Origin of the sequence: Pseudomonas sp. FP2338, assembly GCF_030687515.1 — a bacterium.
Classification (GTDB): Bacteria; Pseudomonadota; Gammaproteobacteria; order Pseudomonadales; family Pseudomonadaceae; genus Aquipseudomonas; species Aquipseudomonas salomonii.
This window is the reverse complement of sequence record NZ_CP117436.1, coordinates 17230-37442: the sequence shown is the minus strand read 5'-3', so window position 1 is coordinate 37442 and position 20213 is coordinate 17230. Positions and strand designations below refer to the sequence as shown.

The 20213-nt window shown below is 61.8% G+C and carries 19 protein-coding genes; 8 read left to right on the top strand and 11 right to left on the bottom strand.

Annotated features, from left to right (window positions below; translation table 11 throughout):
- Positions 1–85: 85 nt before the first annotated feature.
- The 6 genes from PSH96_RS00165 to PSH96_RS00140 all read right to left on the bottom strand — a co-directional run bounded on the left by PSH96_RS00165 (position 86) and on the right by PSH96_RS00140 (position 5798).
- Positions 86–1390: an MFS transporter gene (locus tag PSH96_RS00165; RefSeq protein ID WP_305456837.1), complete on the bottom strand. Its 1305-nt coding sequence runs from the start codon at positions 1388–1390 to the stop codon at positions 86–88.
- A gap of 159 nt (positions 1391–1549) precedes the next feature.
- A complete protein-coding gene (gene dgoD, locus PSH96_RS00160; protein ID WP_065931997.1) occupies positions 1550–2698 on the bottom strand; it encodes a galactonate dehydratase in 1149 nt (382 codons plus the stop codon).
- Between the two features lie 48 nt (positions 2699–2746).
- Positions 2747–3367: a 2-dehydro-3-deoxy-6-phosphogalactonate aldolase gene (locus PSH96_RS00155; RefSeq protein ID WP_056860975.1), complete on the bottom strand. Its 621-nt coding sequence runs from the start codon at positions 3365–3367 to the stop codon at positions 2747–2749.
- A gap of 1 nt (position 3368) precedes the next feature.
- Positions 3369–4328 carry a 2-dehydro-3-deoxygalactonokinase gene (locus PSH96_RS00150; RefSeq protein WP_305456834.1) on the bottom strand — a complete coding sequence of 320 codons (960 nt, stop codon included), beginning with the start codon at positions 4326–4328 and terminating at the stop codon, positions 3369–3371.
- Positions 4329–4490: 162 nt separating this feature from the next.
- Positions 4491–4817: a DOPA 4,5-dioxygenase family protein gene (locus PSH96_RS00145; RefSeq protein WP_305456833.1), complete on the bottom strand. Its 327-nt coding sequence runs from the start codon at positions 4815–4817 to the stop codon at positions 4491–4493.
- Between the two features lie 30 nt (positions 4818–4847).
- The gene (locus PSH96_RS00140) at positions 4848–5798 is read right to left on the bottom strand and encodes a LysR family transcriptional regulator (RefSeq protein WP_305456831.1); all 951 of its coding nucleotides are present in this window, start codon (positions 5796–5798) and stop codon (positions 4848–4850) included.
- Between the two features lie 103 nt (positions 5799–5901).
- Between PSH96_RS00140 and betC the strand changes: the two genes are divergently transcribed.
- From betC to PSH96_RS00125, 3 genes are all read left to right on the top strand, one after another.
- Positions 5902–7416 (top strand): choline-sulfatase, encoded by a 1515-nt coding sequence (gene betC, locus PSH96_RS00135; protein ID WP_305456829.1) that lies wholly within the window; start codon positions 5902–5904, stop codon positions 7414–7416.
- Between the two features lie 18 nt (positions 7417–7434).
- The gene (gene choX, locus PSH96_RS00130) at positions 7435–8349 is read left to right on the top strand and encodes a choline ABC transporter substrate-binding protein (protein WP_305456827.1); all 915 of its coding nucleotides are present in this window, start codon (positions 7435–7437) and stop codon (positions 8347–8349) included.
- A gap of 171 nt (positions 8350–8520) precedes the next feature.
- Complete coding sequence (locus PSH96_RS00125) at positions 8521–10089, top strand: SulP family inorganic anion transporter (protein WP_305456824.1); 1569 nt, start codon at positions 8521–8523, stop codon at positions 10087–10089.
- A gap of 124 nt (positions 10090–10213) precedes the next feature.
- On the opposite strand, the gene aroE is transcribed toward PSH96_RS00125, so the two are convergent.
- Positions 10214–11038, bottom strand: a complete 825-nt coding sequence (gene aroE / locus PSH96_RS00120) for a shikimate dehydrogenase (RefSeq protein WP_305456822.1) — start codon at positions 11036–11038, stop codon at positions 10214–10216.
- On the bottom strand, positions 11038–11970 hold the full coding sequence (hemF, locus tag PSH96_RS00115) for an oxygen-dependent coproporphyrinogen oxidase (RefSeq protein ID WP_305456820.1): 933 nt from the start codon (positions 11968–11970) through the stop codon (positions 11038–11040). Before hemF ends, aroE begins: the two co-directional genes overlap by 1 nt.
- A gap of 197 nt (positions 11971–12167) precedes the next feature.
- Between hemF and PSH96_RS00110 the strand changes: the two genes are divergently transcribed.
- On the top strand, positions 12168–13145 hold the full coding sequence (locus PSH96_RS00110; RefSeq protein WP_305456817.1) for an NADPH:quinone reductase: 978 nt from the start codon (positions 12168–12170) through the stop codon (positions 13143–13145).
- A gap of 145 nt (positions 13146–13290) precedes the next feature.
- On the opposite strand, the gene PSH96_RS00105 is transcribed toward PSH96_RS00110, so the two are convergent.
- The 3 genes from PSH96_RS00105 to PSH96_RS00095 all read right to left on the bottom strand — a co-directional run bounded on the left by PSH96_RS00105 (position 13291) and on the right by PSH96_RS00095 (position 15841).
- Complete coding sequence (locus PSH96_RS00105) at positions 13291–13848, bottom strand: L-threonylcarbamoyladenylate synthase (protein WP_056860965.1); 558 nt, start codon at positions 13846–13848, stop codon at positions 13291–13293.
- 58 nt (positions 13849–13906) lie between these two features.
- Positions 13907–15010 (bottom strand): DNA-processing protein DprA, encoded by a 1104-nt coding sequence (gene dprA, locus PSH96_RS00100; protein WP_305456815.1) that lies wholly within the window; start codon positions 15008–15010, stop codon positions 13907–13909.
- 63 nt (positions 15011–15073) lie between these two features.
- The gene (locus PSH96_RS00095; protein ID WP_305456813.1) at positions 15074–15841 is read right to left on the bottom strand and encodes a peptidoglycan-binding protein; all 768 of its coding nucleotides are present in this window, start codon (positions 15839–15841) and stop codon (positions 15074–15076) included.
- 135 nt (positions 15842–15976) lie between these two features.
- Here PSH96_RS00095 and def point away from each other — a divergent pair, with 135 nt between their 5' ends.
- From def to trkA, 4 genes are all read left to right on the top strand, one after another.
- On the top strand, positions 15977–16483 hold the full coding sequence (def, locus tag PSH96_RS00090) for a peptide deformylase (RefSeq protein WP_017135146.1): 507 nt from the start codon (positions 15977–15979) through the stop codon (positions 16481–16483).
- Positions 16484–16552: 69 nt separating this feature from the next.
- Positions 16553–17506, top strand: coding sequence for a methionyl-tRNA formyltransferase (gene fmt, locus PSH96_RS00085; RefSeq protein WP_056860962.1), 954 nt, complete (start codon positions 16553–16555; stop codon positions 17504–17506).
- Complete coding sequence (gene rsmB / locus PSH96_RS00080; RefSeq protein ID WP_305456811.1) at positions 17503–18813, top strand: 16S rRNA (cytosine(967)-C(5))-methyltransferase RsmB; 1311 nt, start codon at positions 17503–17505, stop codon at positions 18811–18813. Before fmt ends, rsmB begins: the two co-directional genes overlap by 4 nt.
- Before the next feature lie 21 nt (positions 18814–18834).
- Positions 18835–20208, top strand: coding sequence for a Trk system potassium transporter TrkA (gene trkA / locus PSH96_RS00075; RefSeq protein WP_305456809.1), 1374 nt, complete (start codon positions 18835–18837; stop codon positions 20206–20208).
- The last annotated feature ends 5 nt before the right edge of the window (positions 20209–20213 follow it).

Here is a 20213-nt window from a genome sequence, read left to right as displayed (position 1 = left end):
CCGCTGGGCTGCGGAGCAGCCCCAAAAAAAAACGGGAGCGCTACGCACTCCAGCGGGAGCAAGCTCCCTCGCCACAGGTTTTTACCTACAGCTCTATGCGCTCAACCTTGCCCACCAGCAACACGTAGGAAAGCGCCCCCAGCAACGCCAGCACCGCGATATAGGTGATCGCCGGCGCAAACGAATCCCCACTGGCCAGAAAGCCAATCACTATCGGCGTGGTAATCGCCGACAAGTTGCCGATGAAGTTAAACACCCCACCCGTCAGCCCCAGCAACCGCGCGGGCGCCAGGGTCGACACCAATGACCAGGTGATCGATGCCAAGCCATTGCCAAAGAACGCCACCGCCAGAAACGCGATCACCCAGGCCGTCGAGTCCACATAGTTGGCGCCGATGATTGCCGTGGAAATCAGCAACCCACCAATGATCGGCAGCTTGCGCGCAAACCCTACCGACGTGCCCCGGCGAATCAGCCAATCAGAAAAAATCCCCGAACACAGCACACCGATAAACGCAGCGAGAAACGGCAGCGAGGCCAGCAAACCGGACTTGATGAAGTCCATGCCGCGGTATTTCACCAGGTAGGTCGGGAACCACGTCAGGAAGAACCACAGCGTCGAGTTCAGGCAGAACTGCCCCAGGTAGATGCCCCACAGCTTGCGCTTGCTCAGCACTATCCCGAGGTCAACCCAACTGAACGGCGCCTTGACCGCTTTCGCCTGCATATCCACCAGGCCGCCGCCCTCGCGGATCAACTCGATTTCTGCCGCATTGGCGCCTTTGAAGTCTTTCGGCTCGCGGTACACCGCGTACCAGATCAACGCCCACAGGATGCCGACGCCACCGGTGGCGACAAACACCATGTGCCAACCGAACGCGTGCTGCAGCCAAGCCAGCACCGGCGTCAGAAACGCCAGCCCGACAAATTGCCCGGACGTGTAAACGCCAATCGCGGTGGCACGCTCGCGCTCGGGAAACCAGGTGGTGACCACGCGGCTGTTAATCGGGTAAGCCGGTGCTTCCAGGGCACCGACGGCCATGCGCAGCACAAACAGCGCGATAAAGCTGGCCGCAAACCCCAGCATCACCGTGGCGATGGACCACAACAGCAGGGCAGCGGTATAGAGAATGCGCGGCGGCACGCGGTCCACCAGCCAGCCACCGGGAATCTGCATGGCGGCGTAGGTCCAGCCGAACGCGGAGAAGATCAGCCCGACATGCACCGGGTCAATCCCCAGTTCGCTGGTCAGCGCCGGGGCGGCAATCGACAGGTTGCTGCGGTCGAGGTAGTTGATCACCACGGTGATAAACAGCAGCACCATGATGAAGAAACGCTTTCTGCTAGGCGTGACGAGAGAAGCCTGCCCGGTGAAGGATTCAGGGTGCATGGGGGGTGCCTCTTCTTGTGATTGTTGAGGACTGGGCGCGGTCAATGTGGGAGCTGGCTTGCCTGCGATGGCGGTATGCCTATGCCCGAGATACAAGCTGGCCCACCGCTATCGCAGGCAAGCCAGCTCCCACAATGACTGTATTTCTTCAGGAGAGGCTTACCACTCGGCAAAGCTGCCGTCGGCATGCCGCCAGATCGGGTTGCGCCAGCGGTGGCCGATGGCGGCGCGTTCGATCACGTATTCCTCGTTGATCTCAATGCCCAGGCCCGGCCCGTTGGGGATCTTCACGAAGCCTTTGTCATAGTCGAACACGCCTGGATCGCGCACGTAATCGAGCAGGTCGTTGCTCTCGTTATAGTGGATACCCAGGCTTTGCTCCTGAATAAACGCGTTGTAGCAAACCGCGTCCAATTGCAGGCACGCCGCCAGGGCAATCGGGCCCAGCGGGCAATGCAGGGCCAGGGCCACGTCGTAGGCTTCGGCCATGTTGGCAATCTTGCGGGTTTCGGTGATGCCGCCGGCGTGGGACGCGTCCGGCTGGATGATGTCGACGTAGCCTTCGCTGAGCACACGCTTGAAGTCCCAACGGGAAAACAGCCGCTCGCCCAGGGCAATCGGCGTACTGGTCAACGGCGCCAGCTCTTTGAGCGCTTCGTAGTTTTCGCTGAGCACCGGCTCTTCGATAAACATCAGTTTGTACGGGTCCAGCTCTTTCATCAGCACCTTGGCCATGGGCTTGTGCACGCGGCCATGGAAGTCGACGCCGATGCCGACGTTAGGCCCGACGGCATCGCGCACAGCGGCCACGTTGGCCAGCGCGAGGTCGACTTTTTCGAAACTGTCGACGAACTGCAATTCTTCGGTGCCATTCATCTTCACGGCGGTAAAGCCGCGGGCCACGGCCTCTTTGGCGGCGCGGGCGGTGTCGGCGGGGCGGTCGCCGCCGATCCAGGAATACACGCGGATCTTGTCACGCACCTGGCCACCCAACAGGTCGCTGACCGACACGCCGAGCGCCTTGCCCTTGATGTCCCACAGCGCCTGGTCGATACCGGCGAGGGCGCTCATGTGCACCGCGCCGCCCCGGTAGAAGCCGCCGCGATAGAGCACGGTCCAGATATCTTCGATATTGCGTGGGTCTTTGCCGATCAGGTAGTCGCAGAGTTCCTCGACGGCGGCGGCCACGGTGTGGGCGCGGCCCTCCACCACAGGCTCACCCCAACCGGTCACACCCTGGTCGGTCTCGACCTTGAGGAAGCACCAGCGCGGCGGGACGATAAAGGTGGTCAGTTTGGTGATTTTCATCTTCTTATCTCTCTTATCGATGCAGCGCCAGGGGCGCAAACCTTGAGTTCAGTTAAGCGCGTTCCAGGCCGCGACATAGGCCTGGGCATTGCTCGCCACTTGGTCCACCGACATGCCCGGTTTGAACAACCCGGAACCCAGGCCAAAGCCCTTCGCGCCCGCGTCGAAATACACCTGCATGTTGTCGGGTGTCACGCCGCCCACCGGCAGCAGCAATGTGCCGGTGGGCAATACCGCCAACCACGCCTTGATTACCGCCGGGCCCATTTGCTCGGCCGGGAACAGCTTCAATACATCCGCGCCTTCGGCCAACGCGGCGAAGGCCTCGGTCGGCGTTGCCACACCCGGCGACAGGAACAGGCCCGCCGCCTTGGCGGCACGCAATACCTTGGCATCGCTGTGGGGCATGACAATCACTTGGCCACCGGCGGCTTTGACCTGCTCGACCTGTTCCGGGGTCAACACGGTGCCCGCGCCGATCAGGCAATCGGCGGGCAAGGTGTCGCGCAGGGTGCGGATGCTGGTGTAAGGGTCCGGCGAATTCAGTGGCACTTCGATCACGCGAAAACCGGCCTCATAAAGCACCTGGCCAATCGCCTGTGCTTCATCCGGTCGCACGCCGCGCAAAATTGCGATCAAACCGTTGTGTGCGAGTGCTTGCTTGAGCATGTCAGGCCTCCTGTACAGGTTGAGTGAGCCCAGCGGCAACGGCCAACTGCCACAGACCGCGCGCGGTGGCTTCCTGCGCAAAGCTGACGTGGGTAAAGCCGCTGAGGGCGAGGGCGCGTTGGTAGCAGGCGCAGAGTTTGGCAGCGCCGACCAGAACGATAGGCGTGTGTTTGGCCTGCTGCGGCAAACCGGCGAGTTCGTGGCCGATCAGCAGGCCGGACAGATAATCGGGCTGTTCGTCGGGTGCCAGTTCGCCGGTCAAGCCCAGGGTACGGGCGCTGAACAAGGTCGACAGCACACCGCGCCGGCCATCCTGCGAAAGCGCCACGCGCACGCCACGATCAAAGGCCTCGACCTCAAATTGTTCGGGCGGTTGCTGGGTACGCCCGAGAATGCTGTGCTTGCTGAGTACCGCAAACACCTCGCCGGTCATGAAGGTGTCGAAGTGGGTGATGCAGCCTTCAACCACCTCGACCCATTTGGAATGGCTGCCCGGCAGGCCGATCAACACGTCGGCGCCCAGGCCTTGCAGCACACCCAGCACTTGGGTTTCTTCGCCGCGCATCACATTGGGCAAGCCGACCCGCTCGATCACACCCGGCACAATATGCACCTGCACCCCGCGCAGGCTGCGCACAGGGTGCAAGGCCTGGCCGAGGCTGGCGACGTCGACGGGCGTTTGGCGGTAAGCCGCTTCGCTCCAGCCTTGGGCGCTGCCGACCATGCCGCAGGCAATCACCGGCAGGCCGGGCTGCGCGTCGAGCCAGTCGCCGCAGGCCGCATCGAACGCCAACTCAAAGCCGTCACTGCACAGCACGCCAGCAATGACCCGGGGTTCACTGGGCAGGTGCATGATGCCGAACGCCAAAGCGCGCTGTTCGAGCACGCAGCCAGCCGGGCCGAGTTTGTAAGCACGAAGGGAGCTGGTCCCCCAGTCGAGCGCGATCAATTGCGCCTGCATCGCTTCACCTGAAATGAGTGGGTGCTGAAAAAGCTGATGGGCGAATATAAACCTACGGCTGGTAATATCTCAATATATAAATAACAGTTCCATATAGTGGGACTTGACAATAAAAAATCCCATCGCCTTTGCGCAAGGTGATGGGATTGGTATTAGCAGTGGTTAAAAAACAGACAGGTTCAGCTCGCGCATCGCGCCCATCCAGATCGCGTAATCGGTGTGATCCTTGAGGTCATCGCCGGTGTCCGGGTGCAGGAACACCACCAGCCCATCACGATGCAGCGCCAGCCAGGGCAACACCACGCCGATGTATTCCGGCTCGAATGCCAGCTGGCAGCTCCAGTCCGGGTGCGGGCCGACCGGCTTTTCGTGTACACGGCCCATGCTCAGCGGGAACAGCTTGGCCGCGTCCTCGCAGAGCGTGCGCGCCTGGTCGATGGTGCTGGCGTCAAAGTAGATATGGGCGTGGTAGCCCTTGATACGTTGCATGGCGAAATCCGGATCCAATATGTGCCGATCCTAGACCGCAATCGACGGCAGGGCCAGCCCGGTCAGCGACTGCGCGCTGCTGGCTTGCTCGGCCACCAGCCAGTCAACAAAGCGCTCGACCAATTGCCCCCGACGTTTGCGCTGAGGCTGCACCACGTAATAACCGTAGCGCGAAATCACCGTGTCGCTGATCGGCCGGCACAGCCAGTTCTGCTCCAGCAGGTTATCCACCAAATGCCGCCAGCCGATGGCCACGCCCTGGCCAGCAATCGCGGCCTGGATCAGCAGGGTGTAATTGTCGAAGCGCAATTGCCCAGGCGTGGGCGCCGTGGTGATGCCCAACTCACGAAACACGCCGCTCCAGTCGAACCATTGGCTGTTGTTTTCCTGGCGCAGATGCAGCAGCGGGTAATCGTGCAAATTTTGTACAGCCAATGGCGTGGGTTGAGCCTTGAGCCACTGCGGGCTGCACACCGGAAACACTTCCTCGTTGAACAGCCACAAGCTCTCGCCCTGCTTGAAACGACCATCGCCAAACAACACCGCTACGTCGATATCGCTGCGCAACGTGGCGTGGTTGCGCTCGCTGGTCACCAGGCTCACATCCACTTGCGGGTTGGCCTGGTGAAAGCGATGCAGGCGCGGCATCAGCCAGTAGGCGGCGAAGGCGAAGTCGGTGGCCACTTGCAGCACTTCGTGCTGGTCCTGCTGGGTGATTGCGCTGAGGCCCTGGTTGATGGTTTGCATACCGCCTTGCACATGCTCGAAGAGCAGCGCGCCCGCATCCGTCAGTTCGATGCCTCGGTAGATGCGATCGAACAGGCGGATCGCCAGTTGTTCTTCAAGGCGCTTGATCTGCTGGCTGATGGCTGGCTGCGTAGTGCCCAACTCCACCGCGGCGGCGGTAAAGCTGCGATGGCGCGCCGCTGCTTCAAAGGCACGCAGCAGGTCGAGGGACAGATCACCAAGGGCTTCATACATAAGCTGTGCTTATCCTAGACATTGCTTTTCATGGGCTTTACCCCATTTTCCATGGGCCGCATGCTCATTCGCATAAACACCGCCTATGGAATGCCGATAGATCATGAAGCGCAAGAACATTCTTTTCATCATGGCCGATCAAATGGCCGCGCCGATGCTGCCGTTCTACGGACCCTCCCCGATCAAGTTGCCGAACCTGAGCCGCCTGGCTGCACAGGGCGTGGTGTTTGACGCCGCCTACTGCAACAGCCCGTTGTGCGCGCCTTCGCGTTTCACCCTGGTCAGCGGCCAGTTGCCGAGCAAGATTGGCGCCTACGACAATGCCGCCGATTTCCCCGCCGATGTACCCACTTATGCCCACTACCTGCGCCGCCTCGGCTACCGCACGGCGCTGTCGGGCAAGATGCATTTCTGCGGGCCAGATCAGTTGCACGGTTATGAAGAACGCCTGACCAGCGACATCTACCCCGCCGACTATGGCTGGGCGGTGAACTGGGATGAGCCGGATGTGCGCCCCACCTGGTACCACAACATGTCCTCGGTGCTGCAAGCCGGGCCGTGCGTGCGCACCAATCAGCTGGATTTCGACGAAGAAGTGGTGTTCAAGGCCCAGCAGTATCTGTTCGACCATATCCGTGAAGACGGCAACCAGCCGTTCTGCCTCACCGTGTCGATGACGCACCCGCACGACCCATACACCATTCCCAAGCCGTTCTGGGACCTGTACGACGACCACGACATCCCAATGCCAGCAACCCCCGCGCAAGGCGATCTCGACCCACATTCCCAGCGCCTGCTCAAGGTGTACGACCTGTGGGGCAAGCCGTTGCCTGTGGACAAGATCCGCGATGCGCGCCGAGCGTATTTCGGTGCGTGCAGCTATATCGACAGCAACGTCGGCAAACTCCTGCAAACCCTGGAAGACACCGGCCTGGCCGACGACACGATCATCATCTTCTCCGGCGACCACGGCGACATGCTCGGCGAGCGTGGCCTCTGGTACAAAATGCACTGGTTCGAGATGGCCGCCCGCGTACCGCTGCTGGTGAGTGCGCCAGGCCAGTTTGCGGCGGGCCGCGTGACCAAGGCTGTGTCCACCGCCGACCTGCTGCCCACCCTGGTGGAACTGGCCGGCGGCGAGCTGGACCCGCGCCTGGCGCTGGACGGCCGCTCGCTGGTCCCGCACTTGCAAGGGCAGGGCGGGCACGACGAAGTGTTTGGCGAATACATGGCCGAGGGCACCATCAGCCCACTGATGATGATTCGGCGCGGCGCCTACAAATTCATCTACAGCGAAGACGACCCTTGTCTACTGTTCGATGTACACAACGACCCGCACGAGCGGGAAGACCTCAGCCAGTCACCGGAACACCGGCCACTGTTCGAGGCGTTTTTGAATGAGGCGCGGGCCAAATGGGACATCCCGGCGATCCACCAGCAGGTGCTCGCCAGCCAACGCCGTCGCCGCCTGGTGTTCGAGGCGCTGACCCAAGGCAAGCTGAAGAGCTGGGATCACCAGCCACTGGTGGACGCCAGTCAGCAGTACATGCGCAACCATATCGACCTCGACGACCTGGAGCGCAAGGCACGTTATCCACAACCCTGCCAAAACCAATAAATACACAGAGGGAAGGCCATGCAAAAGTTAACGGTGATACTCGGAGTCTTGGCGTTGAGCAGCGCCAATGTTTACGCAGACACCAGCTGTGACACGGTGAAGATGGCCGATCCAGGCTGGAGCGATATCGCCGCCACCAATGCCATCACCGGTTTTCTGTTGAACGGCATGGGCTACAAGGCCAAGGTCAACACCTTGGCGGTGCCGATCACGTTTGGCGGGCTCAAGGATGGCCAGGTGGACGTGTTCCTGGGCAACTGGATGCCGGCGCAGCAGGGTTTCTACGACAAGTTCGTGGCCAATGGCGATGTGGTGCAACTGGCGAAAAACCTCGACGGCACCGAGTTCACCCTTGCCGTGCCGGACTATGTGTGGGACGCCGGTGTGCATGATTTTGCCGACCTGAACACGTTTGCCGACAAGTTCGACAAGAAGATCTACGGCATCGGCTCCGGCGCACCGGCGAATATTTCGCTGCAGGAGATCATCAAGAAGAACGACTTCGACCTGGGCCAGTGGAAGCTGATCGAGTCGAGCGAGCAGGCGATGCTGGCCGAAGTGTCGCGGGCGGTGAAAAAGCAAAAGTTCGTGACCTTCCTCGGCTGGACCCCACACCCGATGAACGTGCAGTTGAAGATGCACTACCTCAAAGGCGGCGAGAAGTATTTTGGTGACACCGGCAGCGTATATACCTTGACCCGCAAGGGTTATGCACAGGCCTGTCCGAACGTAGGAAAGTTGCTGACCAACCTGAGTTTTACCCAGGAGATGGAGAACAGCATCATGGCCCAGGTGGTGAACAACAAGGTCAGCAATGCCGAGGCGGCGAAGGCGTGGATCAAGGCTAACCCGGCGGTACTGGATAAGTGGCTGGATGGGGTGAAGACCCTCGACGGCAAAGATGCACTGCCTGCCGTAAAAGCCAAACTCTAAGACCCCACACAATCCCGAATGGGAAAAGGCTTGTGTGGGAGCTGGCTTGCCTGCGATACAGACAACTCGGTCTGCCAGACCTACCGAGGTGATGCTATCGCAGGCAAGCCAGCTCCCACAGAGCCTTATGTGTACTGATACTCTGAGCTAAACCTTTTTACCGAGTCTGCGATGCCCCGGCCCAACCGCCACACTCTCTTCCCCTTCCTCGCCTGGCTGCCGCGCCAAACCCGCGCCAGCGTCGGCCGGGATGCGATTGTCGGGCTCAGCGGCGCCGTACTCGCCTTGCCGCAGTCGATTGCCTACGCGCTGATCGCCGGGCTCCCACCCGAATACGGCCTGTATGCCGCCATCATCCCGGTGTTGATCGCGTGCTTGTGGGGTTCGTCGTGGCACCTTATTTGCGGGCCGACGGCGGCGATATCCATCGTCCTGTACGCCAGCGTCAGTCCGCTGGCCGTGCCTGGCTCGCAGGACTACATCACGTTGATCCTGTTGCTCACATTTCTCGCCGGCGTTTTCCAGTGGCTGCTGGGCATGCTGCGCTTCGGCGCGCTGGTGAATTTCGTCTCGCATTCGGTCGTGCTGGGTTTCACCCTGGGCGCTGCCGTGGTGATTGCCCTGGGGCAATTGCCCAACTTGCTGGGGCTGGATTTACCCAGCCAGGCCACGGCGATCAATAGCTTGCTGGCACTGATGGACCATGCCGGGGAATGGGACCACGCCTCACTGGCGCTGGGCCTGGGCACCTTGCTGGTGGGCGCGCTGCTCAAATACCTGGTCCCGCGTTGGCCAACCCTGTTGATCGCCCTGACGCTGGGCAGCCTGGTGGCGTGGCTGTGGCCGGCGATGTTCGGGCATGTGGCGCGGGTGAGTTCGTTTGTCGGCAAACTGCCGCCGTTCAGCCCGCTGCCGATGGACCTGGACATGCTCCTGCGCCTGCTGCCCAGCGCCGTGGCGGTGGGCATGCTTGGGCTGGTCACCAGCCTGTCGATTGCGCGCTCGTTGTCGGCGCGTTCGCAGCAATTGCTCGACGCTAATCAGGAAGTCCGCGCGCAGGGTTTATCCAACATCGTCGGCGGCTTTTTCTCCGGGTACTTGTCGGCCGGTTCCTTTACCCGCTCCGGCCTCAGCTATGAAGCGGGCGCCTGCTCGCCGCTGGCGGGCGTGTTTTCCGCGCTCTGGGTGGCAGTGTTTGCGCTGTTCGGCGCGGCGTTGATCGCGCACATCCCGATCCCGAGCATGGCCGCAAGCATCCTGCTGATTTGCTGGGGCCTGGTGGATCATCGTGGCATTCGCGCGCTGTTGCGCGTCAGCCGCGCCGAGTTTGTGGTGATGAGCCTGACGTGCGTCGCGACTTTGCTGCTGGAGTTGCAAACGGCGATTTATGCGGGGGTGTTGGCGTCATTGTTTTTCTACCTCAAACGCACCTCGCAGCCGCGGGTTCAGCAGTGGCGCGACGGTGATGAGGATGTGTTGCGGGTGGGCGGCTCGATCTTTTTTGGCGCCAGCCATTACCTGCAAGTGCGCCTGCAAAGCTTGCAAAGCGAACGGGTGGTGATCGAGGCGCAGCAGATTAATTTTATCGACTATTCCGGGGTGGAGATGCTGCACCAGGAGGCGCGGCGGCTGGTGGGTGTGGGGCGTAGCCTGACGTTGCGCCGGGCCAGGCCGCAGGTAGTGGAAGAGTTAAAGAAATTGGAAGGGGCCGACAACTGCCCCATCCATTTCGAAGACTGAGTGCGGTTAAAACTGTGGGAGCCGGCTTGCCTGCGATAGCGGTGGATCAGCCAGCACCTCTGTATCTGATACACCGCTATCGCAGGCAAGCCAGCTCCCACATTAGATCTTCACAAGGCTGGAATCATTTGGCCGCCAGTTGCCGACGCAACTCAGCCAACACCGGTGCCGACTCCGGCCGCACGCCGCGCCACAGGAAGAAGGCTTCTGCGGCCTGCTCCACCAACATGCCCAAACCGTCCATCACCACCGCCGCGCCTTGCTCGGTAGCCCAGCGACAGAACGCGGTCGGCTCCTTGGCGTACATCATGTCGTAGCAAAAGGTCTTGCCCGGTTCGATCAGGCTGCCCGCTATTGGCGGTACATCGCCTGACAGGCTGGCAGACGTGGCATTGATGATCACGTCCACCGGCTCACGCAGCCAATCGAAACCGCTGGCCGACACCGGCCCCAAATCGTCGAACAGCTCGGCAAGCAACTCGGCCTTTTCCACGGTGCGGTTGGCGATGATCAGCGACGCAGGTTGCTCAGCCAGTAATGGCTCCAACGCCCCGCGTACGGCGCCACCGGCGCCCAGCAGCAGGATGCGTTTGCCTTGCAGGCTCAGCCCGGCATTCACCGTGAGGTCGCGCACCAGGCCAGCGCCGTCGGTGTTGTCGCCCAGCAAGGTGCCGTCGCCCAACTTGCTCAGGGTGTTCACGGCGCCTGCGCGCTGGGCGCGTTCGGTCAGGCTGTTGGCCAGGCGGTAGGCGTCTTCCTTGAACGGCACGGTGACGTTGGCGCCACGGCCTTGTGCAAAGAACTCACGGGCACAGCCGGTGAAATCCTCCAGCGGCGCGAGCAAGGTGCTGTAGTCCAGTTGCTCGCCGGTCTGTTCGGCGAACATACGGTGAATCAGCGGCGACTTGCTGTGGCCGATGGGGTTGCCGAACACCACATAACGGTCCATCAAACAGCCGCCTTGGGCGCAGCAAGGCCCAGCCAGTCGCGGTCTTGCAGGTAGTAATCGGTGAGGCGCGCCTCTTCGCTGCCGGCTTCGGCTTTCCAGTCGTAGCTCCAGCGTACTTGCGGCGGCAGTGACATCAGGATCGACTCGGTACGCCCGCCCGATTGCAGGCCGAACAGGGTGCCACGGTCGTATACCAGGTTGAATTCAACGTAGCGGCCGCGACGAAATTCCTGGAACTGGCGCTGCTGCTCGGAGTAAGCCATGGCCTTGCGGCGCTGCACGATCGGCAGGTAGGCGTCGATATAAGCATCGCCGATGGCGCGGATGAAGGCGAAGCAGGTGTCGAAGCCCCACTCGTTCAAGTCATCGAAGAACAGGCCGCCGATGCCGCGCGGTTCGTTGCGGTGCTTGATATGGAAGTAGGTGTCGCACCATTCCTTGTAGCGCGCGTACACGTCCGCGCCAAACGGCGCACAGGCCTGCTCGGCCACGCGGTGCCAGTGGATGCAGTCTTCTTCATTGCCGTAGTAGGGCGTGAGATCGAAACCGCCACCGAACCACCACACCGGCTCTTCGCCGTCTTTTTCGGCGATGAAAAAACGCACGTTGGCGTGGGACGTTGGCACGTGCGGGTTGTGCGGGTGGATCACCAGCGACACGCCGAGAGCTTCAAAGCCACGGCCGGCCAGCTCGGGGCGATGCGCACTGGCGGACGGTGGCAGGCCGCTGCCGAATACGTGGGAAAAGTTGACGCCGCCTTTTTCGATCACCGAACCGTTTTCGATCACACGGGTGCGACCGCCGCCGCCGGCAGGCCGGGTCCAGGCGTCTTCGATAAAGCGAGTGTCCGTCTCGAAGGTTTCCAGGGCGCTGCAAATGCGGTCTTGCAGGTCGAGCAGGTAGGCCTTTACAGCCTCGGTGCGGGTAGTCATGGCATCACCTTGAATCGGGCAAAGCTACGCGAGGCCATTGGGCGTCGGCGGCAAATGGGCGCACAGGATACCACTGCACCTACATCCCTCTGCCATCCCCCTGCCATCCCTCTGCACTTAGGTGCGCCGCTGTTGACGAAGATCAAGGTTAGGAGTGGGATAGGGGGCTACGCGATTCGACCTCAGGAGAAGTGCAGATGGCCAAACGTATCCAGTTCAGCGCCCATGGCGGCCCCGAAGTACTTGAGTATGTGGACTACACCCCGGCAGAACCTGGACCCCAGCAGGTGCGTGTGCGTAACGAGGCCATCGGCCTGAACTTCATTGACACCTATTTCCGCAGTGGCCTGTATGCGCCGCCCGCGCTGCCATCGGGCCTCGGCGCAGAAGGCGCTGGCGTGGTGGATGCGGTTGGCAGCGAGGTCACGCAGTTCAAGGTCGGCGACCGCGTGGCCTATGGCAGTGGCCCATTGGGCGCGTACAGCGAGCTGCACGTGCTGTCTGCCGCCAACCTGGTGCACTTGCCGGACGCTATCAGCTTCGAACAGGCTGCCGGCGCGATGCTCAAGGGCCTGACCGTGCAGTACCTGCTGCGACAGACCTACGAGTTGAAGGGTGACGAAACCATCTTGTTCCACGCCGCTGCCGGTGGCGTGGGCTCCCTGGCCTGCCAGTGGGCCAAGGCGCTGGGCGTGAAGCTGATCGGCACGGTGAGTTCGCCGGAAAAAGCCGCCCTGGCCAAATCCCTTGGCGCCTGGGAAACCATCGACTACAGCAAGGAAAACGTCGCACAGCGCGTACTGGAATTGACCGACGGCAAAAAAGTCCCGGTGGTGTACGACGGCGTCGGCAAAGACACTTGGCTGACCTCACTGGACAGCGTGGCGCCACGGGGTTTGGTGGTGAGTTTCGGCAATGCGTCAGGCGCGGTGGATGGCGTGAACCTGGGAATTCTGGCGGCGAAGGGCTCGTTGTATGTCACTCGGCCGACACTGGCGACTTATGCCAGCAACCCGAAAGACTTGCAGGCGATGGCTGATGATTTGTTCTCGATGATCAAGAGCGGCAAGGTGCGTATTGATATCAACCAGCGGTTTGCGCTGGCGGATGCGGCGAAGGCGCAGACGGAGTTGTCGGGGCGCAGGACGACGGGGTCGACCATTTTGCTGCCTTGACTGCCCATTGTGGCGAGGGAGCTTGCTCCCGTTGGGCCGCGAAGCGGCCCCAAAACAGTTAGGTGCTTCTTCAGGTAAGCCGCATCGTCCGGTTTTGGGCCTGCTTCGCAGGCCAACGGGAGCAAGCGCCCTCGCCACAAAGGCACTAAGAAGGCCGCACTACCTCACCCGTCGCCAAATCGCGAATCAGGCTCGGGTTCTTGCGCCCACCCAGGGCACCACCCAGCACCAAATCCACTTGGCCACGGAAATACTGCTCCACCCGAAGCCGCGTGCGCGCCGCCGGGCGGCCTTGCGGGTTGGCTGAGGTAGAGATCAACGGCCCCACCTGCGCGCATAAATCCCTCACCAACGGATGATCGCTGACCCGCAGCGCCACGGTGTCATGCACACCGGTCACCCATTCCGGCAGCATGCCCTGATGCGGCACAAGCCAGGTGTTCGGCCCCGGCCAAGTACTGGCCATGCGGTCGATCCAGGTGTCCGGGAAGTCTTCGAATAGAAAATCGAACTGACGGATATTGTCCGCCACCAGAATCAGCCCCTTGTCGACCGAGCGATTCTTGATCGCCAGCAGCCGGTCTACCGCGTCTTCATTCCACGGGTCGCAGCCCAGGCCCCAGACCGCTTCGGTCGGATAGGCAATCACCGCGCCTGCGCGAATTTCTCGTGCGGCTTCCAGCACACGCCACCTGTTGACCATTGCTCACTCTCCGGACTAAAGCTCTGCGCAGTTTACCGATGTTCTTTGCAAAAACTAATTACATAAGCGGGCCGCGCGCAAGCCAGCGCCCGCTTTCGCAGATCACCAGGCCTTCAAGTTCAAGCTCGGTAAGCGCTGCCAGTGTGTGGGCCAAAGGCCGCCCGCTGGCAACCGCCAAAGCCTCGCTGGTAAGGGGCGCCGCGTGCAACAGCGCTACCAACGGATGGGTGACCGGCATCGGCGCCGGGCGGGACAACGCCTGCCAGCCGCGCAAGCCGTCCAGGATGTGCTCGATGGACTCCACCAGCGTCGCGCCATCGCGAATCAACTGATGGCAGCCCTTGGCGCCCGGATGATGAATGGAGCCCGGAATTGCATACACCTCACGCCCTTGCTCGGCCGCAAGCTTGGCAGTGATCAGCGAACCGCTGGCCATGCTGGCTTCCACTACCAGCACCCCCAGCGACAGGCCGCTAATGATCCGGTTGCGTCGTGGGAAGTTGGCGGCCTGGGGCGCAGTGTCCAGCGGAAACTCGGAAACCACCGCGCTGCCTTGGGCAATCATCGCCGCTGCGAGCTGGCGGTGGCGTTGTGGATAAAAATTTTCGAGGCCGGTGCCGAGCACGCCGATTGTCTGCCCCCCGACATCTAATGCCGCTTGGTGCGCAGCACCGTCGATGCCCAAGGCCAAGCCACTGGTAATGACAAAACCGGCGCTCGCCAGGCTGCGCGAAAAGGCGGCGGCAGTGTCCATCCCAGGGCGGGATGCACGGCGACTGCCGACCATGGCCAACTGCGGTTTTTCGAGGATGTTCGGCTCGCCGGCGACGAATAACAACGGCGGTGCATCGTCGATCTGCGCCAACAATGCAGGGTACTCAGGCTGGTCCCACATCAGCAAATGCTGGGCCGGGCGCTCCAACCATGCAAGCGCAGCACTGGCGCCATCGCGAATTTCAGGGCTGCGCCTGGCATCGGCGCTAACGGCTGGCAACCCAAGGGAACGCCAGGCACTTGCCGGTGCACTGATGGCCTTGGAGGCAGAACCAAATGCCTCGATCAATACACGAAAACGCTTGGGGCCCAGTTCCGGCAGCCTGTGCAAGCGTAGTCGGGCTTCCAGTTCTGCAGGGGAAATTTCAGGGCTGTTTGTCGGATACATTTGATCATCCTTGATCTGAACAAGCTGTGGATAACTCTGTTGGTAACTTATTTAGCAGGCTATTTATTGCGTTTGTCGGGCAGTCTCGAATCGATCCATCACCGCCAGCGAACGTGAGGCTCTGAGCACCAGGCCATAACTGAGTTTTTCGTAGGTGCGAAACACCAGCAGCGTGCCAGCAGCTTCATCGGGGAGTTGGGCCGGAGCGCCAGATAGGCTGTCGCGAACGCTCGCGCCGGCCTTGATCACCGTGAGCAGGTGGCCTTCGGCCAGACCGTCACGACGGCCCTTGTTCAAGGTCACGGCATCCAATACGCCGATCTGGGTGACACCCTTGGGAATATCGATAATGTGCCCTTCGATGAAAGGCGCAGGCTCCCGATTGGCCCATTCGACGGGCGGTTCGGCACGCAGCAAGCCGTCGCCCGGGCGCACTTCCTGGGTGACCCGTTGCACGGCCAGGGTGCTGAGGTCGCCCGCCAATACAAAGCGTGCGCTGCCGATGTCGTCGGCATTGATGCCCAGCAACTCCCGGGTTTGCGGGTCGGTGTAGGTTTTGCCGCGACGAAAGATCCCATAGTCCGGCTGGGTCGGGTCCAGGTCACCGCGGGCATACACGCGCTCACCGTTGGCACCCAGGACTCTTCCTGCGTCGGCGGCAACAATGTAAGGCGCGTTGTCCAGGTCCTGGGGCGTATCGAAAATGCGGTTGTGCAACAAGAAGTGGCGGATGGCCTGTTGCGTGGCCTGTTCCAGGCGCGGGCCGGGCTGGGGAACCAGGGCCATGGCGAGCGGCGCCCACAACAGCAAGACGAGTAGCGATTTCCTCATGGGGTCAATCTCCTTTATTATGTACGTTCGCGTGAAATGCCAGAGCCTTAGCGGCTTTCGAACCTTTCACACCGGCGGTCTGGGTCCATCCCAACGCCGATTTGCCTCTACCTCACATGTGCAGCAATTACGCTTATGGCTATTTTGAACATCCTCGAATTTCCCGACTCGCGCCTGCGCACGATCGCCAAACCGGTGGCCGTAGTGGACGACAAGGTTCGTCAGTTGGTCGATGACATGTTTGAAACAATGTATGAAGCCCCGGGCATCGGCCTCGCCGCCACCCAGGTCAACGTGCATCAGCGCGTCGTGGTCATGGACCTGTCGGAAGATCGCAGCGAACCTCGGGTGTTTATAAACCCCGAGTTCGAACCGCTGACCGAAGAGATGGGCGAATACCAGGAAGGCTGCCTGTCGGTGCCGGAATTCTACGAGAACGTCGAACGCCCGCTGCGCGTGAAGATCAAGGCCCTGGACCGTGACGGCAAGCCCTACGAACTGATCGCCGAAGGCCTGCTGGCAGTGTGCATCCAGCACGAATGCGATCACCTCAACGGCAAGCTGTTTGTTGATTACCTGTCCACGCTTAAACGCGACCGGATCAAGAAGAAGCTGGAAAAAAAGCATCGCCAGCAAGCTTGATGCCCTTCTTCCAAAGGCTTGCTGCGGCAAGCCTTTTTCTTTTGTGACTGTTTTTTACCGAGACCTCCCATGACCGAGCCACTGCGCATTGTTTTTGCCGGCACCCCCGAATTTGCTGCCGAACACCTCAAGGCGCTGCTTGCCAGCCCTTATGACATCGTGGCGGTGTACACCCAGCCGGATCGCCCGGCCGGTCGCGGGCAAAAACTGATGCCAAGCCCGGTCAAGCAGTTGGCGCTTGAGCACAACATCCCTGTGCTGCAACCGCCAACCCTGCGCAATGCCGATGCCCAGGCAGAACTGGCGGCGTTGAAACCCGACTTGCTGGTGGTGGTGGCTTACGGTTTGATCCTGCCTCAAGCCGTACTGGATATCCCGCGCCTGGGCTGCATCAACAGCCACGCGTCGTTGCTGCCACGCTGGCGTGGTGCGGCGCCGATCCAGCGCGCCGTGGAAGCCGGTGACCTTGAAAGCGGCGTGACCGTGATGCGCATGGAGGCGGGTCTGGATACCGGCCCGATGCTGCTCAAGGTTGCCACGCCGATCACGGGCGAAGACACCGGCGGCAGCCTGCACGACCGCTTGGCCGAGCTTGGCCCACCGGCCGTGATCCAGGCCATCGCGGGCCTGGCGGCCGGTACGCTGGAAGGCGAAGTGCAGGACGACAGCCTCGCCACCTACGCGCACAAATTGAACAAAGATGAAGCCCGCATCGACTGGAGCCGCCCGGCCGTGGAGCTGGAGCGCCTGGTGCGCGCCTTCAACCCGTGGCCGATCTGCCACAGCACCCTCAATGGCGAAGCCTTGAAAGTGCTGGCCGCCACCTTGGCGGATGGCAAAGGTGCTCCGGGTGAAATCATCGGCGCCAGCAAGGACGGCCTGTTGGTCGCCTGCGGTGAACAGGCGCTGTGCCTGACCCGCCTGCAATTGCCCGGCGGCAAGGCACTGAACTTCGGCGACCTGTTCAACAGCCGTCGTGAGAAATTTGCCTTGGGCACGGTTCTCGGGGCGGTCGCTCAATGAACCCGCGTCTGGCCGCCGCCAAGGCGCTTGCTGCTGTACTCAACGGCAAGGCTTCGCTGAACAGTTCGCTGCCTACGCAAATGGACAAGGTTGAAGACCGTGATCGCGGTTTCACCCAGGACCTGGCCTTTGGCACCGCCCGCTGGCAGCCGCGCTTGTCGGCGTTGGCGGCCAAGCTGCTGCAAAAACCATTCAAAGCGGCTGATGCCGATGTAGAAGCGCTGCTGCTGGTGGGCCTCTATCAGTTGCTCTACACCCGCGTGCCCGCGCATGCCGCCATCGGTGAAACCGTTGGTTGCGCCGACAAGCTGAAAAAGCCGTGGGCAAAGGCCTTGCTTAACGCCGTACTGCGCCGTGCCCAGCGTGAAAGCGAAGCGCTGCTGGCCGAGCTGGAACATGACCCGGTGGTGCGCACGGCTCACCCGCGCTGGCTGCAAAAATCCCTGAAAGCCTTCTGGCCCGAGCAATGGGAAGCGATTTGCGCCGCCAATAATGCGCACCCGCCGATGATTTTGCGGGTCAACCGTCGCCATCACAGCCGTGATGCCTACCTGCAATTGCTGGCCGATGCCGGCATCAGTGCCACGCCGTGTGTGTACAGCGTCGACGGCATTGTGCTGGAAACCGCCACCGACGTGCGCAGCCTGCCGGGTTTTGCCGAAGGCTGGATCAGCGTGCAGGACGAAGCTGCACAACTGGCCGCCGACCTGCTCGACCTGGCCCCCGGCCAACGCGTGCTGGACGCCTGCTGCGCGCCGGGCGGTAAGACGTGTCACATTCTGGAAGTCGAAAAAGACCTTGCCGGTGTAGTCGCCGTCGACCTGGAAGCCAAGCGCCTGGTGCGTGTGCGTGAAAACCTCGCGCGCCTGGGCCTGAGCGCCGAGCTGATCGCCGCCGACGGCCGCGACACTGCCACCTGGTGGGACGGCAAACCGTTCCAGCGCATCCTGCTCGACGCGCCATGTTCCGCCACGGGCGTGATCCGCCGTCACCCGGATATCAAGCTCACCCGCCAACCCGACGACATCGCCGCCCTGGCCGTGCTGCAAGGCGAACTGCTCGACGCCCTGTGGCCAACCCTGGAAGTCGGCGGCATCCTGCTCTACGCCACGTGCTCCACGCTGCCGACGGAAAACACCGAGGTGATCCAAGCCTTCCTCGCCCGCACCAGTGGCGCGCGGGAACTGGACCTCGCCACGGCGGCCGGTATCAAGCAGCCCCACGGCCGCCAGTTGCTCGCGCAGGAAGGCGGACACGATGGCTTCTACTACGCCAAACTGATCAAGATTGCTGCCGCGCGCAGCTAATGGGTTTAAGGGAGTGACCGGATGAAGATCATCATCCTTGGTGCAGGGCAGGTCGGCGGCACGCTGGCCGAGCATTTGGCCAGCGAAGCCAACGACATCACCGTGGTCGACACCGACAGCGAGCGCCTGCGCAACCTGGGCGACTGCCTGGACATCCGCACCGTACAAGGCCGTGCGTCATTCCCGACGGTGCTGCGCCAGGCCGGTGCCGACGATGCCGATATGCTGGTGGCGGTGACCAACAGTGACGAGACCAACATGGTCGCCTGCCAGGTCGCCCATACCCTGTTCCATACGCCCACCAAGATCGCCCGCGTGCGCGAAGCCGCCTACCTGACCCGTGCCGGTCTGTTCGACAACGATGCGATTCCGGTGGACGTGCTGATCAGCCCCGAACAGGTGGTGACCCATTACATCAAGCGCCTGATCGAAATTCCCGGCGCCTTGCAGGTCATCGACTTTGCCGAAGGCAAGGCGCAACTGGTGGCGGTGAAGGCGTATTACGGCGGGCCGCTGGTGGGCCAGCAACTGCGCCAGTTGCGTGAACACATGCCGAATGTGGAAACCCGCGTGGCGGCGATTTTTCGTCGCGACCGGCCGATCCTGCCCCAGGGCGATACGGTGATCGAAGCGGACGACGAAGTGTTTTTCATCGCAGCCAAAGCGAACATTCGTGCGGTGATGAGCGAAATGCGTCGACTGGATGAGAGCTACAAACGCATCGTCATCGCTGGCGGCGGGCAGATCGGCGAGCGCTTGGCCGAGGCCATCGAAAGCCGCTATCAGGTGAAGATCATCGAGATGAACCCGGCACGCTGCCGGCATTTGTCCGACACCCTCGACAGCACCGTGGTCCTGCAAGGCAGCGCCTCGGACCGCGACTTGCTGATGGAAGAAAACATCGCCGACGCCGATATCTTCCTGGCCCTGACCAACGATGACGAGGCCAACATCATGTCCTCGTTGCTGGCCAAGCGGCTGGGGGCGAAGAAGGTGATGACCATCATCAACAACCCGGCCTATGTCGACCTGATCCAGGGCGGCGACATCGACATCGCCATCAGCCCGCAACTGGCGACCATCGGCACCTTGCTGGCCCACGTGCGCCGTGGCGATATCGTCAGCGTGCACTCCCTGCGCCGGGGCGCGGCGGAAGCCATCGAGGCGATTGCCCATGGTGATTCAAAGTCGAGCAAGGTGATCGGCAAGGCCATCCGCGATATCGGCCTGCCGCCGGGCACCACTATTGGTGCGATTATTCGTGATGAAGAAGTGATCATCGCCCATGACGATACGGTGATCGCCACGGGTGACCATGTGATTTTGTTCCTTGTGGATAAAAAGCATATTCGCGATGTGGAGAAGCTGTTCCACGTGGGGCTGAGTTTTTTCTAGGCAGG